12 protein-coding genes are annotated in these 14,613 nt (G+C 68.9%); 5 read left to right on the forward strand and 7 right to left on the reverse strand.

Going from position 1 to position 14,613, the window contains the following annotated elements; translation table 11 throughout:
• Positions 1 to 45: 45 nt before the first annotated feature.
• Positions 46 to 1,044, reverse strand: coding sequence for a hypothetical protein (locus OG876_RS27675; protein WP_328519557.1), 999 nt, complete (start codon positions 1,042 to 1,044; stop codon positions 46 to 48).
• A gap of 117 nt (positions 1,045 to 1,161) precedes the next feature.
• Between OG876_RS27675 and OG876_RS27680 the strand changes: the two genes are divergently transcribed.
• On the forward strand, positions 1,162 to 1,632 hold the full coding sequence (locus tag OG876_RS27680) for an AAA family ATPase (protein WP_328519558.1): 471 nt from the start codon (positions 1,162 to 1,164) through the stop codon (positions 1,630 to 1,632).
• A 5-nt stretch (positions 1,633 to 1,637) separates the two neighbouring features.
• Here the strand turns inward: OG876_RS27680 and OG876_RS27685 are convergent, their stop codons facing one another.
• The 5 genes from OG876_RS27685 to OG876_RS27705 all read right to left on the reverse strand — a co-directional run bounded on the left by OG876_RS27685 (position 1,638) and on the right by OG876_RS27705 (position 8,500).
• Positions 1,638 to 2,288: a hypothetical protein gene (locus OG876_RS27685; RefSeq protein WP_328519559.1), complete on the reverse strand. Its 651-nt coding sequence runs from the start codon at positions 2,286 to 2,288 to the stop codon at positions 1,638 to 1,640.
• Between the two features lie 201 nt (positions 2,289 to 2,489).
• Positions 2,490 to 5,615 carry a chromosome segregation ATPase gene (locus OG876_RS27690; protein WP_328519560.1) on the reverse strand — a complete coding sequence of 1,042 codons (3,126 nt, stop codon included), beginning with the start codon at positions 5,613 to 5,615 and terminating at the stop codon, positions 2,490 to 2,492.
• Entirely contained in the window at positions 5,612 to 6,286 is a 675-nt protein-coding gene (locus OG876_RS27695; protein ID WP_328519561.1) for a hypothetical protein, read from the reverse strand. Before OG876_RS27695 ends, OG876_RS27690 begins: the two co-directional genes overlap by 4 nt.
• Positions 6,279 to 6,950, reverse strand: a complete 672-nt coding sequence (locus tag OG876_RS27700; protein WP_328519562.1) for a hypothetical protein — start codon at positions 6,948 to 6,950, stop codon at positions 6,279 to 6,281. The genes OG876_RS27695 and OG876_RS27700 overlap by 8 nt, the downstream gene beginning before the upstream one ends.
• A 359-nt stretch (positions 6,951 to 7,309) precedes the next feature.
• Complete coding sequence (locus tag OG876_RS27705) at positions 7,310 to 8,500, reverse strand: hypothetical protein (protein WP_328519563.1); 1,191 nt, start codon at positions 8,498 to 8,500, stop codon at positions 7,310 to 7,312.
• A gap of 393 nt (positions 8,501 to 8,893) precedes the next feature.
• Between OG876_RS27705 and OG876_RS27710 the strand changes: the two genes are divergently transcribed.
• The 4 genes from OG876_RS27710 (at position 8,894) to OG876_RS27725 (ending at position 12,477) form a co-directional block, all read left to right on the forward strand.
• Positions 8,894 to 9,688, forward strand: a complete 795-nt coding sequence (locus tag OG876_RS27710; protein WP_328519564.1) for a TrmH family RNA methyltransferase — start codon at positions 8,894 to 8,896, stop codon at positions 9,686 to 9,688.
• 45 nt (positions 9,689 to 9,733) lie between these two features.
• A complete protein-coding gene (locus OG876_RS27715) occupies positions 9,734 to 10,708 on the forward strand; it encodes an SGNH/GDSL hydrolase family protein (RefSeq protein ID WP_328519565.1) in 975 nt (324 codons plus the stop codon).
• Between the two features lie 12 nt (positions 10,709 to 10,720).
• Positions 10,721 to 11,071 carry an iron chaperone gene (locus OG876_RS27720; RefSeq protein ID WP_328519566.1) on the forward strand — a complete coding sequence of 117 codons (351 nt, stop codon included), beginning with the start codon at positions 10,721 to 10,723 and terminating at the stop codon, positions 11,069 to 11,071.
• A 620-nt stretch (positions 11,072 to 11,691) separates the two neighbouring features.
• Complete coding sequence (locus OG876_RS27725) at positions 11,692 to 12,477, forward strand: SGNH/GDSL hydrolase family protein (protein ID WP_328519567.1); 786 nt, start codon at positions 11,692 to 11,694, stop codon at positions 12,475 to 12,477.
• 152 nt (positions 12,478 to 12,629) lie between these two features.
• On the opposite strand, the gene OG876_RS27730 is transcribed toward OG876_RS27725, so the two are convergent.
• A complete protein-coding gene (locus OG876_RS27730; protein ID WP_328519568.1) occupies positions 12,630 to 13,760 on the reverse strand; it encodes an SWIM zinc finger family protein in 1,131 nt (376 codons plus the stop codon).
• Between the last annotated feature and the right edge of the window lie 853 nt (positions 13,761 to 14,613).

The raw sequence follows: 14,613 nt of genomic DNA on the forward strand, positions 1-14,613 counted from the left end.
TTGAAGGTTTCGGACACAGGTCGCGTTGACGGCCTCCGACCAGGCTCAGTAGGTCTGGTGGTAGATGAGTTCGCCTGATTCACCAGCGGCGGCGCCTTCGCTGGGGATGAACAGACTGACCACGATGGCAGGCTGCCCGTTCGGCGCGTTCAGAGCAGTCACGGTCGGATTCGCGAAGGCCGTGCTGCCGCCGTCGGTCCGGATACTGGTCTGATCGGCGTTGCCAGTCTGACAGTCGTACACGAACGTGCGCCAGGAGCCGAAGTCGCCCTTGGTGTACTGGCCCTCGATCAGACCGAAGCTGAAACCGCGGAAGACGGCTTGGTCGCGGTCGCCGATGTTGCCACCGACACCCCAGTACAGCAGGGCGTTGTCGTAGTTCGGCTGCGCCGCTGTACTCCAGGAACTGAAGTTGGTCAGCTGTCCGCGCTGCTGCCTGTCCCGGTCGCAGTTCCACCAGTAGTGCCCACCGATGTCGATCGTCGAATGGTCGATATCGGGGGAGAGGGTGATCCCGTAGATGTTCGGCGTACCTTCGGCGCACGACGACAACTGGCGGGGCGCGTCGAAGGACCGCGTCACCTGGCCGGCCAGCAGGTCGGTACGGCTGGCGAAGTAGCGGAAGGCGAGGTGGTTGTTGCCACCTCCGGGCTGCTCCTGCTCCCAGGCCATCACGAAGCCGCCGGTCGATGCCTGGGCGATCGTCGGCTGCGACGCCGGCCCGGTGTCACTCCCCGCCAGCTCGCGGACCCAGTGCCAGTTCAGTAGGTCGGTGGCGAGGTTGACCCGGAAGTGGCCGTCGGCCGCCAGATGATGGGAGACGGCGAGGTAACCACCAGTCGCGTCCTGGATGATCTTGACCGTGTCCATCACGTGTCCAGCGTCGTCGTGCACCGCGTACCGCTTGCCGGTGGCGCCGCTCACGTTCTCCACGATCGATCGAAGCTCGGCGCGAGCCGGATCCGACGGCGGGGCGTCGGCGGCCGCGGGTGCCGAGACAGTGGCCAGAAGCAGCGCTGAGCAGGTCAGGAGTCTGATGAGCATAGGCGGGTCCTCCGTGGGGCGGGTTGTGTAGGACGCTTGCCCACCGCCGAACCTCGGGAAACCCGTTGCCAACATCAACAGCCGGATGCGTAGGGTCTGCGCATGGAGCGTGCGGCGATGGTGCTGATCGTAGGGTTGCCGGGGGCGGGGAAGACGACGTTGGCGCGGCGGTTGGAGGTTGAGCGGACGGCGCTCCGGTTCACGCCGGATGAGTGGATGGAGGCCTTGCTCGGGGTGAGTGAGGTCAACGGCCGGCGCTGGGTGCTGGAGTCGCAACTGTTCTGGGGGCTGGCGGCTCGGGCGTTGACGCTGGGTGTCAGCGTGATCCTGGACTACGGGTGCTGGTCCGAGACCGAGCGGGACCTGTTCCGGGAGCGGGCAAACGAACTCGGTGCGAGCGCGGAGATCGTCGTACTGGATCTGCCGTTGGATGCGTTGTGGGAGCGGCTCCACGCGCGTAATGCGGCGTTGCCGGCCGGGACGTTCGCGATCAGCCGGGAGGAGTTGGTCGAGTTCGCCGCCCAGTTTCAGGTACCGAGTGCCGCGGAGCTAGCGCGGTGGGATCACCACGTCGTTGTGACCGAGTGAGCGGCCTACTCCTCGGGGGCGATGCCGACCAAAGCGGCGGCGGCGCAGATGTGGACCGGAGTGAGATCGGCAGGGGCGACAGGGGCCTGGAGCAGCGTCCCGCGCTCGAACGGGGTCAGTGTGATGTCGATGCCGTGGGCACCAGCCACGAGGCCGCGGACGTACGTGAGCCAGCCCATCATCGGGATACCGCGGCGGAAGACCCCGGCCGCGGCGGCGAGCTCGGTGTCGGCGATGCTCGCCCACTGCGGTTCCCAGATCGTCACGACCGCGCGGAGGACCTGGGCGAACCGCTCGGACTGCGCGAGTGCGTCCTCGTCGCTCCAGTGCAGCGTGAGCTGGTCGGAGACCGTGGTGAGCGTGCCGCCCATTGAAAGGTCGAACAGCCAGGGCAGCTCGCCGGTGCTCTGCAGATGCAGGCGGGTGGTGCTGGAGCCGTTCGCGAGGACCTTGGTGGTCGCCTCGACCATCTCCTGGAGCGGGGTCGCAGCGTCGGCCTCGAGGACGTGGTAGCCCCAGCGTTCGTCCTGGGTCCAGTCGTGTACGTCGGGGAACGCCACCGCGACCGCGGTCAGCGTGCGGCCCACGCGCAGCGCGCGGTGCTCGACGGACTCGTCACGGTGGGTCCACTGGGCGCGGAGCAGCCAAGATGCCATTCACGCCCTCCGATCGTGAGGTGGCCGGACCTGAGACGGTACGCCGGTGGTCGAGCGGTTGGCCAGAGCTCCGCGTACCCGGTGTGAGCGCTTACGGCGGTCCTCTGGAGCTGTCACCGAACTAGTTTGAGGCACCGCCGGTTCGGGGGTCAGCACCGGGGTCCGATTTTGGTAACCACCTAGCCAAAGTCTGGGCAGGTGTCAAGACGTGAGGGTCGGCGACGCGAGGTCGAGGGTCGGGGTGACGCCGCGGTAAGAGGTCAGCCACTCGCGCAGGAGTTCCACGCGGGCGGCGTAGTCCTCGTTGCCCTTGACGACGGGTGCCTGGTTGTACGCCATGGTGTCGGAGCTCCGGCGGAGCTTGATGTACAGGCGGGACGACGACAGGGCGTAGCGCTCCATGTCGTCCTGCAGCGCGCCGATGACGGTGATGTTCCGGTCGCGACCGATCTGCTCGAACAAGGCGACGGCCTCACGGCGGTGCTGGGAACCGAGGTTTCGCCCCAGCTCGTCGAGGATCAGCAGCAGCGGCCGGTCCGAACCACCGGCGAGCGCGGCCGCGCACACCAGCTTGACCGCCTTCTCGTCCATCTGAGCCGTGTTGCCCTTCACGTTGAACGCGGAGAACGGCCCACCCTCCGAACGACGCCACTTCGGCGTGACCGTCCAGCGCCACGGCTTGTCCGGCTCGGCCGGCGGGTCGGGCTCCGGGAACTCGAGTTTCGCGCCGTAGCCGCCGTACTGCTGGTCGAGGCGGTCGAACTCCTGCGAGACCAGGCGCAGACGCGCCTTGATGCCGTCGGCAAGGGATGCGCGGTGGGCGCGGGCGGTGCTCTCGGCCTCGGCCAGGCCCTCGCGGGCGCGCTCGAGGGCGGCGTTCCGTTCGGCGCGCTGGTTGGCGATCTGCTGTTGCTGCAGGCTGTCGAACGTCTCGTGCTGCGCGAGGTGACTGCTCAGCGTGCGCTGCAGTGCCGGGACCAGGCCGACGCGGGCGCCGAGGGTGCCGTTCGTCCAGCCGTCCGGGCCGTTGAGGATCTCCCAGAGTTCGGTCGGGATCTCCTCGCGGGAGCGCGCGTTCGGGAAACAACGGCGGATGACGTCGTCGAGCTGCGTGCAGGCCTGGTGGTTCCAGTCGGCCGTCGTACGGCGTTGCGCGTCGTCGGGCAGACCGAGAATGAACTCCTCGGCCTCGGCGGGCGTCGTTCCCCAGGCCGTGGTCCGAGTCGTCAGGTCGAGCGAGGTCTGCTCCTCCAGCAGCGTGAGCCGGCGGCCGGTCAGGTCGTCGAGGATCCGCTCGTGGTCGCGGCGGGTCGCCTCGAGGTTCTTGAGGCGTTCATCCCTGACGAGCTGCTGACCGGCGGCGGTCTCGGCGGAATCCTTGGCGGCCTGGAGTTGCGGCGCCAGCGAATCACGGTCGGTCTCGTGCCGGTCGATCGTCTCGCGGAGCGCGAGGATCTGCTCCTGCACTGACTCGGCGTCGGCCAGTGCGCGGGCCGCCGCCGTACGACGCTCTGCCTGGTCGACTCGGGATCGCGCCTGCTCCAGGGCCGCGGACGCGACGGCCCGGGCCTCGACCGTGGCCTCGAGCCGGCGGCGGGCGGCCTCGATCCGGGCGGTGCGGCCGGTCAGCGGTTCGTCGAACTGCCCGACCGCGACGACGCCGGCGACGTCGTCGATGTTGTCCTTGGTCGCGCGTTCGCCGATCGCCGCGAAGAAGGCATCCAGGGTGAAGCGCTTGTCGGCGGACTGCGGGCCGCCGCGCTGACCCTTGCGGGTCGCGCCAGGCCGATTCGCGAGCACCAGAAGGAATCCGGCGTACCCGGCATCGGCCAGCGCAGTCGACGCGACCGCAGCGTCACCGGCGTCGATGACGACGGCCTCGCGGTACGGCGCGAGTCGCGGCTCCCACTCGGCTCGGTCGGCGGACGGCAGCTCAGTGATGTCGGTGAGCGCACCGCATTCGATGCCGGCGTTCTCCAGGACCTGTTGCTGCGGTGCCGACACGGTCTGGCCGCTCTCGGCCTCCCGCAGCTCGGCCGTCGCCTGGTCGACCGCGGACCGGGCCGCGTGCTCGCGGCCGATGTGCTCCTCGAGTACGGCGCGTGCCTCGGTCTGCTCCTCGGCCGCGGCGGCCAAGTCACGCCCGTCCGCTGAACGTCCCGCGTCCAGCAGTCGGCGATGCTCCTGGCCGAGCCGCTCCAGCTGCTCACGCACCGAACGCTGCGCCAGATCCAGCTCACGGTCACGCGCGTCCAGCTTGTCGCGCTCCTGCCGCGTCAGCCGGACGTCCCGCAGCAGGAGCTCCTCGTTGCCGAAGGCTTCGATCTCGGAGTCGACGGCCTCGCGTCGCGCCTCCTGCTCGGCGACGCGTTCGTCGAGTATGGCGAGTTCCTGCAGGATCTCGTCGTTCCGTGCCGCGCCGTCGATCAGATGCCGGGCGCACCGGGCCTGCCAGGACTCCTTCGCCGCGGCGAGCGCGTCCCGGGCTGCGGCGCGCTGCAGGATGCCGGCCTCGACAGTCGCCATCTCCTGCTCCCAGCGCTGCAGGTCGGTCGTCGCCTGCTTGGTCGCCTCGCGTTGGGTGTGCTCGGCGGATCGATGCGCCTGCTCCTGCTCGAGCTCGTGGTCGAGGCCGGTGAGGGTGGCGATCGCGTTGAAGATGCGCGCCGGGCCCAGCTCGTTGAGCGGCTCGGCGAGGAGGTTGGCCGTCGGGCTGGACCGCACCGAGGTGGACAAGAACGAGACGCATCGGACCTGCCCGCCGTACAGAACTGTGGACAGCTTGTTGGCGTGGAAGTCGGTGCGACCGTTCGAGTGCGGGAGGGCGGCCCACAGTGCGTCGGCGCCGGCTGCACGCTCGGCCTCGGTTGCGCCGTACGGGACGTGCAGGCCGCTCTTCCAGCGCAGATCGATGTACGACGCTTTGCGGTTGATGCGGATCCAGACGGTGATCGCAGCCGCCTCGATCTCGGCGAGGTCGGTCAGGTCGGGGTCGGAGAAGACGCCGACGATGTAGCCGCGGTCGACGTTGGACCAGTTGCCCTCTTGGCCGGCGGCTTCGGCGGTGAACAGCAGTTCGGCCGCGCCGGGAGCGCCGCTGGTCAGGCGCCACTGGTCGTCGGCGTGCAGGAGGCTGAGCGCGGCGATCCAGGACGACTTGCCGGCGCCGTTCGAGTCGGTCGGACCCTGGCCGGCAACCGTGACGAGCCCCTGGCCGACCATCGGGATCGGGTGCGTCGAGAGGCGGGACAAGTCGACGACCTGTACGCCGAGCAGCACCTTGGACCCGAGGATGTCGAACGGACCGTCCTCTGCTGCGCTGCTCATATAGCTCCTTCTTCTGTGCTGCTGTCGATCGTGATGCTGCCGCTGCCGTTGCGGGCTCGAATGGCTTCGGCGATAGGGCTCGCAGGGGCGGCGGCGAGGATCAGCTGGTCTTGGAGGCGGCGGCGGGCGGCCGGGGTGAGTCGCTGGAGTTGTGGTCCGGGGATGTAGCTGGGGCCGCCGGAGTGGTCGCCGGAGAGTTGGATCAGGCCGGCGGCGCGGAGGCGCTGCAGGGCTAGGCGTCGCTCCTCGCCACTGATCCTGGTCGTGCGCAACTCGTCGACGGTCGTGGGGCGGGCGGACTTCCAGCTGTCGCCGGTGAGGATGCCTTCGCTGCGGGGGATCGCTACCGAGTGGATCAGTACGAGGACGAGCACTGCGCGGTCGATGACGGACAGCGGCTGCCAGCCTTGGGCGGTCAGCGTCGCTGCGATGTCATCGGCGTACCCGGAGGTCCAGTGGGTGCCGTCGACGTGGACCAGCGTTCGCCCGATGAGCTTCAGCATCTTCTGCACATGCCGCCTAAGCGTCACGTCCCTGAGCCCGGCCAACTGAACCTCAGCCACTGGGTGCGCGGCGTACTGCACTGCGCTGAAGGCAGCCAGCACCTCGTCCCGAGCCCGATCACTCAAGTCCAGCAACAACGAATCAAACAACACGTGCTGCTCACTCATGCGACGCCTCCCGGGTGGAGGCCGGCGTCGGGTTCGCTTCGGCGGGGAGGGGGTCTGCGTCTTGGGTTGGGGTGGTGGGGGTTGTCGGGAGGGGTGGGGGTGGGTCGGGGAGGTGGCGGCAGAGGTCTCGGAGGGTGGATTGGTCGGTGGGGGTCCAGGTGATGACTCGGGGGCCTAGGCGGACTTCGCCGGCTTTCTCGTTCCAGAGAAGCCAATGGGTGGCGTGGAGGCGGCGGAGGCTGCCGATGATCAGGGTCAGATCGCTGGGCTGCTCGGGGCGGCCGCGCATGGCGGCGTACACGGATCTGATCTGGGCGAGCGTGCCGGTCGAGCCCGGCCAGGCTGGGCCGCTGCGGTCGGTCCAGGAGCAGGTGACGCAGATCGCTAGGACTCGGGCGGTCTCGTTTGGCTGTTCGACGGCGACTGGGGGCGTGCCGAGTTCCTCGAGGACGGTGTGACCGGCGCCTGAGGGCAGCGTGGGGACGAGCCAGACGGTTGAGCCGTCAGGCGATGCTGCCCGCGTGAGGCCGGCGACCGCAGGTGTGTCCGGCTCGACCTCGAGTGGGCCGGCAGACTGCACCTTCGCCCACCACAACGCGTTGTACAGCCGCCGCTCCACAGCCTCGGACGACCGCCGCTCGGCACCGTCCGAGGAACGTGCCACGGACGATCGCCGCTCGGCGGTCTCACGCGAGCGTGCGTCCGGCGACCGGCGCTCGGCAGCTTCCAATGACTGTCGGTCCGACGGCTGCCGCTCCACAGCGTCGGACGACCGCCGCTCGGCACCCTCCGAGGAGCCTGCCACGGACGAGCGCTGCTCGGCAGTCTCAGACGAGCGTGCGTCCGACGACCGGTGCTCTGCATCTTCCGGCGACTGCGCGTCCAGCGGCTGCCGCTCCGCGGTTCCCGGCGACTGGGCGTCCGGCGGCTGCTGCTCCGCAGTTTGCGGCGACGGGCGGTCAGCGGCCTGTGGCGGCGGCGCGTTGGGCGATTGTGGGTCTGCTGGCTCCGGGGACTGGGTGTTCATTGGGTCACCCGGCGGAAGGTGCCTTCGGTGGCCCAGGGGGTGCCTGCGGTGGGGTCTATTCGCATGCCGTTGGACCACACGAGTTCGTAGTCGAGTTCGTCGTGGAGGTGGGCTGCCGTTAGCTCGGCCAGCACTCGGCGGGCGGTGAGCCAGTCGCCGGCGCCGTCTATGACCTCGACGATGTCTACGGACGTTCGGCCGGCTAGGACGCGTTCGGCTTCGGCGCGTAGGTCCTCGCGGTCTGTCGCGGCGGCTGATTCCGGGGCGTCGGCGTCTGCGGTCGGACGGGGTGGCGCCATGCGGGCGGTGCCGGTGCGGCGGCCTGTTTCTACTGCCTCGACCATTGTTTGCGGCGAGAAGTCTGGGGCGGCTGCGTCGAACAACAGGCCGTCTAGGACGCCGGCCAGGACGTCAGGCTCGCTGGTTCGTGTGAACGTCAGCCAGGTTTCGATGGGCAGGAGGCCGAGTGCGCGCGTCGTACCGGCTCGCTCCACCAAGCGCCCGGCGGCCAGCTGTACGGCGTCGGCGTACGCGGCCAGGGACATCCGCAGCGAGGTGCAGGCGCGATGCAGAGCCGGCCAGCGGTCAAGGACGATTCGGTGGACCTTCTCTGCTTGCTCGATCAGGCGTTCGTTGCCCCAGGCGAGCTGGGCGTTCTCTCGGAGTTGGGCGGTGGTGCTGGTGGAGACGAGGATGGCTAGCTCGTTGCCGAGGAGGCGGAAGACCTTGGTCAGTCGCTCAATGGACGCCTGGCCTTGCTCTGAGGTCGCCTGTGGGTCGCTGACGCTGTGGGCCTCCAGGGTGAGCAGTTGGTGCAGCTCCGCTTGGCCGCCCTGGACCGACATGCGGCGGAGGAACATCAGCATCACGTAGGGGGCGAACGCGGCTCGGTGGCGGAGTTCGTTCGGGCGGTCGACGAGTTTGGTGATTGCGCCGTACTGGCGGAGTACGTCGAAGCGCCGGACGATCACGTCGTGCGAATAGGCGCGGCAGGCCAGCGTGGCTTGCTCGACCGTGAGGCCGTCGCTGCCGGCCTCGGCGAAGGCGTCCAGGATCGCTTGATCGACGTCGAGGAGGTCGGGCTCGACGATCATTGCGCCGGCCTCGCGGGCGAGGACGGCGAAGACCTGACGGTAGACGCGGAGGACTGCTGCCTCGGCCTCGGCGTCCAGCAATGTCGCGTCCATCCGTACTCCCTCCCGTGTGATAGCGACCGGCTACCAGAGAAAGAGGACTCTAACCACCCGAACCGACAGACCAAAACCGGGTTGGCGGCGAGCTGTGGACAACTGTGACGGCGGGGGTGGGGTGGGTTGCACTGACGGAGCGGAGCCGGGATGGCGGGGAGCTGTGGACGACTGCGCGGGCGGGCCGGGGAGGGTTGCTGGGGGCTGTGGAAAACCGGGTGACGGGCTGGGTGGGGGTGTTTACCATCCGAGTGTGAAGAGAATCCTTGGTTGATGCGGTCCAGGTAGACCGCGTCAGTCCCACGGCGCCTTCGGGCGTTCGCCACGCCGGTGTGGGCCCAGTACAGGGTCCCCGGCGCGCTTGCTGATTCTCTCCTTTCCGGAGCTTTGCACATGACCGTGCATGACGCGCGCTCGATCGGCGCGCAACACCCCCGCGTCCGCGACCTGCTCACTGTCCGCAAGGACGCCTCACCCGGCCGGATCATGGTGGAAGGCAGTTGGGAACACGACCGCCTGCTCACCACCCAGGCCCCGATCGACGCCTTCTTCTGGTGCCCCGAGGCCAGTACGACGTCCGCCGTACACCGGATCGCGGAACGCGCCGCCGAGGTGTACCGCATCTCGGAGAAGCTGCTTGCCCGCCTCTCCCGCAAGACTCGTTCCGACGGGTTGATCTCGATCGCCCGGCTTCCGGTCTGGACGCCGCACGCGTTCCGGTTCACCAGCGAGTCACTGGTGCTCGTCGCCGACGGAGTCGAGTACGCCGGGAACCTCGGCACCCTGATCCGTACCGCCGACGCGGCCAAGGCGGACTGCCTCGTCCTCACCAGCCGACGCGCCCGGCCCAGCCACCCGGCCGTGTACTCCGCCAGTCGTGGGACTGTCCTGTCCACACCGGTCTTGGAGTTCGACGACATCGCGGCAGCGGCGGCGTGGTTGCGCGACCACGGCTTCCGCGTCCACCTCGCCGACCCGGCGGCCACGGGTAGCTATCGGGTCCCGCAGTACGACGGACCGACGGCCTTCGTGGTCGGTTCGGAAGGCGCGGGCTTGTCGCGCGAGTGGCACGAGCAGGGCTTCGGCGCGGTGTCGATCCCGATGCTCGGCCAGGCCGATTCGCTCAACGTCGCGCTGTCGGCCGGCATCCTCCTGTTCGAAGCGCGGGCTCGGAAGGAAGGCTGGTGAGAGTCCAGGCAGAATGACACCGCCACCGATGAACAAGGAGTGCCCGTGCCGTTCGAGCCAGGCGAGGTCGTCGCCCCGTCAGATCCGCGCATCGTCCTGGAAGGCCAGTGGGGTCAGCAGCCGGGAGTGGCGATCACCGTCAACTCCGGCTCGCGGATCTCGTTGTCCTTCGCGGGCGAACGGCTCCAGTTGCTGTTCGACACGGACGGTCTCACCGTCGCGCCGCACCTCTGGATCACGGTCGACGACGGCGAGCCGGAGCTCCACCTGATCGACGACCCGGTGATCGAGCTGTCCGCGCCGACCGGACAGCACCGGGTCGAGGTCGTGGTGAAGGACGTGAACGAGCACGTCAACCGGTGGAATCCGCCGTTCGAGTGTGCGGTCGTGTTCGCCGGTCTCGTGCTCGACGTGAACTCGCGGCTGCGGCTGAGCGGTCGGCCCGGCGGTCCGCGGCTCGAGTTCTACGGTGACTCGATCACGCAGGGCGTCCGGTCGCTGAGCTCGCACTCCGAGTCGGAGGGCGCCGACGGTACGGCGACGTACGCCTATCTGACCGCCCGCGCGTTCGGTGCGACGTCTTACCAGGTGGGCTTCGGGAGTCAGGGGATCAGCAAGCCGGGCAACGGCGAGGTGCCGGCCGGGGTGGAGTCGTTCGGCTGGAACTTCGCCGGTTCGCCCGCCGAACGGGTCGAGCCGGCCGACGTCGTCGTGATCAATCTCGGTGTGAACGACCCGACGCTGGAGCCGGAGGAATACTCCGGTTACGTCACGCGGGTGCGCTCGGCGTACCCGGAGACGACGATCGTGGCGCTCACCCCGTTCAGCGGCAAGCATGCCGAGACCATCCAGGCCGCGGTCAAGTCTCTCGACGATCCGAACCTCGTCTGCATCGACTCCACCGGCTGGATCACCGAGGACGACTGCACCGACCTCGTCCATCCGACCGCCGCCGGCCACGCGAAGATCGCCGCCCAGCTGATCCCGGCGCTGGAGGAGCACACCTCGCTCCGCCGCTGAGAGGATGACGGTATGGCGGAGAAGTTCTCGACTGTGGACGAGTACATCGCGTCGTTCCCGGCGGATGTCCGAGAGGTGCTGGAGCAGGTACGGCGTACTGTCCACGCGGCCGTGCCCGGGGCAGGGGAGAAGATCAGCTACCAGATCCCCGCGATCACCCTCGACGGGAAGTCGCTGCTGTACTTCAGCGGCTGGAAGGAACACATCTCCGTCTACCCGATCCCACCCGTCGACGACGCCCTCGCGACCGCGATCGAGCCCTACCGCTCCGGCAAAGGCACCCTCAAGTTCCCCCTGAAGGACCCGATCCCGTACGACGTCATCACCCGGCTGACCCAGGCGTTCGTCGCCGCCCGCGGTTAGCCCCCGAACGCCGGGGCGATCGCGCAGGCGAACATGGCCATGGGGACCGGGCACATCGAGCTACGAGCTGCGGCGGTGCTCCGTCCTGGTCGGCGGCCCGTGATGTCCCTCTGCCGGGAGGGGGCGTTAGAACGGTCGGCGGAGTACGCCAAGAGCGGATCCGTCACCTCACAAACAGCTGGGCTCGTCAGTACCCGTGCGACAGACCCAGCAGAACGGAAGGAGTTGCCCACCGTGACGATGACGGCCAGTTGCGATCCGTAAATCGTCTCCCGCCGGTGGCCTTTGTCGCCGGACCCGCCGACGTAATCCGCCTGCGAGCTGGTGCGTCATGTTTGTTTCTGCCCCCACTTGCCCGCAATCTTGGCCGGTCCTAGCGTCAAATCAGCTAGATACGCAGGACCTCGACGACGTCGGCCTCGGGCCCGGTCGAGGCCAACGGTCAATTCGAGCTCGCTCAACGCTCCGAGCGCGAATCAGATCGTCTACCGGGGGGGTAGGCCATGTTCCGCATGCGATCCCTGTTTGTGTTACTCACGAGCACCCTTGCTGCTCTGCTCCTCATCGCCGTTCCCGCCACCACCGTTCCCGCCACGACCGCTGTCACGTCAGTTTCCGCAGTGTCGGCTGCGTCGGTCGGTCCGCGTGACTATTACCTGTCGATCGGGGACTCGTTCGCGTTCGGGCTGCAGCTCGGCGAGCTGCAGGCACTGAACGCGTCCGGCAACTACACGCCGGACGCGTTCAACACCGGCTTCACGGACGATGTCGCTTCCATGATCCGCCAGCGGCTGCGCCCGGACCTTGCAGTAGTCAACTACTCCTGTCCGGCCACCGGCACGGCCGAAATGATCAGCACCGACCCAGACGCGTGTTTGTTCCACTCGTTCGGATTGGCCCTGCACGACGAGTGGATCGGGTCTCAGCTCGGCGCGGCCGTCGCTTTCCTGCACGCTCACCCGGGCCAGGTCAGCCCCATCACCGTCTCCGTCGGTGGCGCCGACATCTCCTCCGCCATCAACGACTGCTCGGCCGACTTCGCATGCGTGGCGCGCTCGGGTGTCTTCCAGAAGGTGCGAACCAACATGACGGTGATCTACAACCAGCTGCGTGCCGCGGCGCCGGACGCCGACATCGTCTACCTGGTGCCGCACAACATCACGATCACCGACTTCTCCGGCAGCAACCCGAGCTGGTCCGCGTTCGACCTCGAGATGCGCGCCCTGGCTGTCGCTCACAGGGTCAAGGTGGCCGACGCCTTCGCGGCGATCACCCTGGCTGGGCGTACCTGCGAGCTGACCTTCATGTGCCTGCCACCTGATCAAAGCGACAGCCACCCGAACGACGCCGGGTACGCCGTCATGGCACAAATCATCATCCAAGCCGCCCACTACAACATCCGCTGACCACGTCATCTGCGCGGCGGCCGCTGCGGTCGCCACAGTCATGTGTGGGTGGCCGCGATCTGGAAGGGGTGGGCCCTGCGGCCGTGGCGGACCGAGTCTCGATCGATCCCGAGCTGGAGGCCTAGGCACTCGGCCGCGGTCGGCTCATCGGTTTAGTCGGTCAGGAGGTCGCGGGGGTCGGGGGAGGGTGGGCCGGTCAGGGTCCAGTCGTTGAAGTGTTGGTTGAAGCGGTACCAGAGGGCGTCGGCGCCTAGGCGGAGTTGGGTTTTGCCGGCGGTGACGCGGTTGGCATGGGTGGTGGCGCCGGGGAGGGCCTCGAGGGCTTCGGCCAGGGAGGCTGGGTCGACGTCGGTTGGTTCGTCGACTGCGGCTGCGAGGCCGCCGGGGCCGGCTTCGCGCCAGGCGACGGCCCAGCTCGTGAGTTGGCGGGCTGGTACGCCGGCTCGATGCGCGAGGTCGGCGAGGTCCGGCGTACCGAGGACCAAGGCTGCGCGGCGGGCGAGGTCTTGCTCGAAGGTAAGGTCAAGACCACCGTCGCCGTCGCCGGAGGCGAGCTCCCAGGCTCGTCGGGCGGCGTCGGTGGCCAGGACCACGAGGTCTCGTACGTCGACGCCCGAGGATCGTGGTGGGTCCAGGACTCGTACGGCCGCCGGCGTACCGGGGGATCCCATTGGTCTTGGTGGGACGGGCACTGGAACCGGGCCGGGGGTGCTGGCTCCGGCTTCGGAGGCGAGGTAGCGGGCGAAGGCTGCTATCGCGGGGATGCCTGGGGGTGGGGGAGTGCGGACAACCGTGGTGGGGACTGGGGCCGAGCGCCGTGCGCGGAGAGCGGTGAGGAGTTCGTCCTTGCGGCGGCCGCGGAGGAGTAGGAGGGCGAACGGGTCGTCGTCGAGGGCGTCGGCGACGAGGTAGCAGACTGCGGCGGAGTGTTTGCAGGGGACGGCGAAGTCGGGGCAGCTGCAGTTGGTGAGGACCTCGCCTGCGCCTGGCAGCAAATCCAAGCCGGCCGCGTAGACGTCGTCGACGACCTCGGGTGGGAGTTCGCCGTCGAGGAGCGCTGCCACGCGGCCGATCTGGGCTGAGACCACGTCGAGGACGGCGTCCCATTCGGTGGTCGAGAACGCGCGGATGCGGACCGTCACCTGGTATGGCGTGACGCGGCTGCCCTGCACGACGGCCTCGACCTGGCCTGGGGTGACGGTCAGCTCCAGCACACTCCCGCGGCGTGCGTACGAGCGTCCGCGCGAGAGTCGGCCGGGATCCAGCCGAGCGCGCTGCTCCAACGCCTCCAGCCAGGCACGGCCCCACCACGTCGCTCCGAACGGCCGCCGACTACCGGGCCCCCTCGCCGCAGGCAGCCCGGCATCCTCGTCTCCCCTCCGCCGCCACCCCTGCCACGGCGCCCGATCACCCGAAGCCCCCTGAACTTCCCGCGCCGCCTGCCCACGCGGTGACCGCAACTCCAGCGACCCCGACGCCCTCTGTGGCACCGAGTCATCAGCCCTTCCACGCCTGCCCGGCCCGTCCGCCAGTTCCTGCGGTGCCCGATCGTCGGTCGCGGTACGTGGGGTTGGGTGGTCGGTCGCGGTATGTGGGGTTGGGTCGTCAGTCGGGGCACGCGGCGCCGGGTTGTCTGTCGCGGTAGGCGAGGACAGGTCGTTCGCTGCGGTGTGCGGCGGCCGATCGTCCGTCGAGGCACGCGGCGCTGGGTCGTCTGTTGCTGTACGCGGTGCCGGGATGTCTGTTGCTCTACGCGGGGTCGGGTCGTCCGCCGAGGCACCCGGAGCTGGGTCGTCGGTCGCTTTACGCGGGGCTGGGTCGTCTGTTGCGCTACGCGGCGGTCGATCGTCTGTCGAGCCACGCGGCGCCGGGTCGTCTGTTGCGCTACACGGGGTCGGGTCGTGCGTTGCGCTGCGCGGAGTTGGGTCGTGCGTTGCGGTAAGCGCCGCTGGGTCGTCTGTTGCGGTTCGCGGGGTTGGGTCGTCCGTCGAGGCACGCGGCGCCGGGTCGTCTGTTGCGGTTCGCGGGGCTGGGTCGTCTGTCGCAGGTCGCGGGGTTGGGTTGTCGGTGGCGTTTCGCGGGGACTGGCCTGCTGGCGTTACTCGGGGGGTGCGGTCAGGTGCGGGCTTGCTCGGG

The sequence above is a fragment of the Kribbella sp. NBC_00359 genome, from assembly GCF_036097425.1.
Taxonomy (GTDB): domain Bacteria; phylum Actinomycetota; class Actinomycetes; order Propionibacteriales; family Kribbellaceae; genus Kribbella.

Excerpts from the sequence above, each read along its gene's own strand:
- OG876_RS27675 (WP_328519557.1), bottom strand. The coding sequence starts at position 1,044 with ATGCTCATCAGACTCCTGACCTGCTCAGCGCTGCTTCTGGCCACTGTC.
- OG876_RS27685 (WP_328519559.1), bottom strand. The coding sequence starts at position 2,288 with ATGGCATCTTGGCTGCTCCGCGCCCAGTGGACCCACCGTGACGAGTCC.
- OG876_RS27705 (WP_328519563.1), bottom strand. The coding sequence starts at position 8,500 with ATGGACGCGACATTGCTGGACGCCGAGGCCGAGGCAGCAGTCCTCCGC.
- OG876_RS27710 (WP_328519564.1), top strand. The coding sequence starts at position 8,894 with ATGACCGTGCATGACGCGCGCTCGATCGGCGCGCAACACCCCCGCGTC.
- OG876_RS27680 (WP_328519558.1), top strand. The coding sequence starts at position 1,162 with ATGGTGCTGATCGTAGGGTTGCCGGGGGCGGGGAAGACGACGTTGGCG.
- OG876_RS27695 (WP_328519561.1), bottom strand. The coding sequence starts at position 6,286 with ATGAGTGAGCAGCACGTGTTGTTTGATTCGTTGTTGCTGGACTTGAGT.
- OG876_RS27720 (WP_328519566.1), top strand. The coding sequence starts at position 10,721 with ATGGCGGAGAAGTTCTCGACTGTGGACGAGTACATCGCGTCGTTCCCG.
- OG876_RS27690 (WP_328519560.1), bottom strand. The coding sequence starts at position 5,615 with ATGAGCAGCGCAGCAGAGGACGGTCCGTTCGACATCCTCGGGTCCAAG.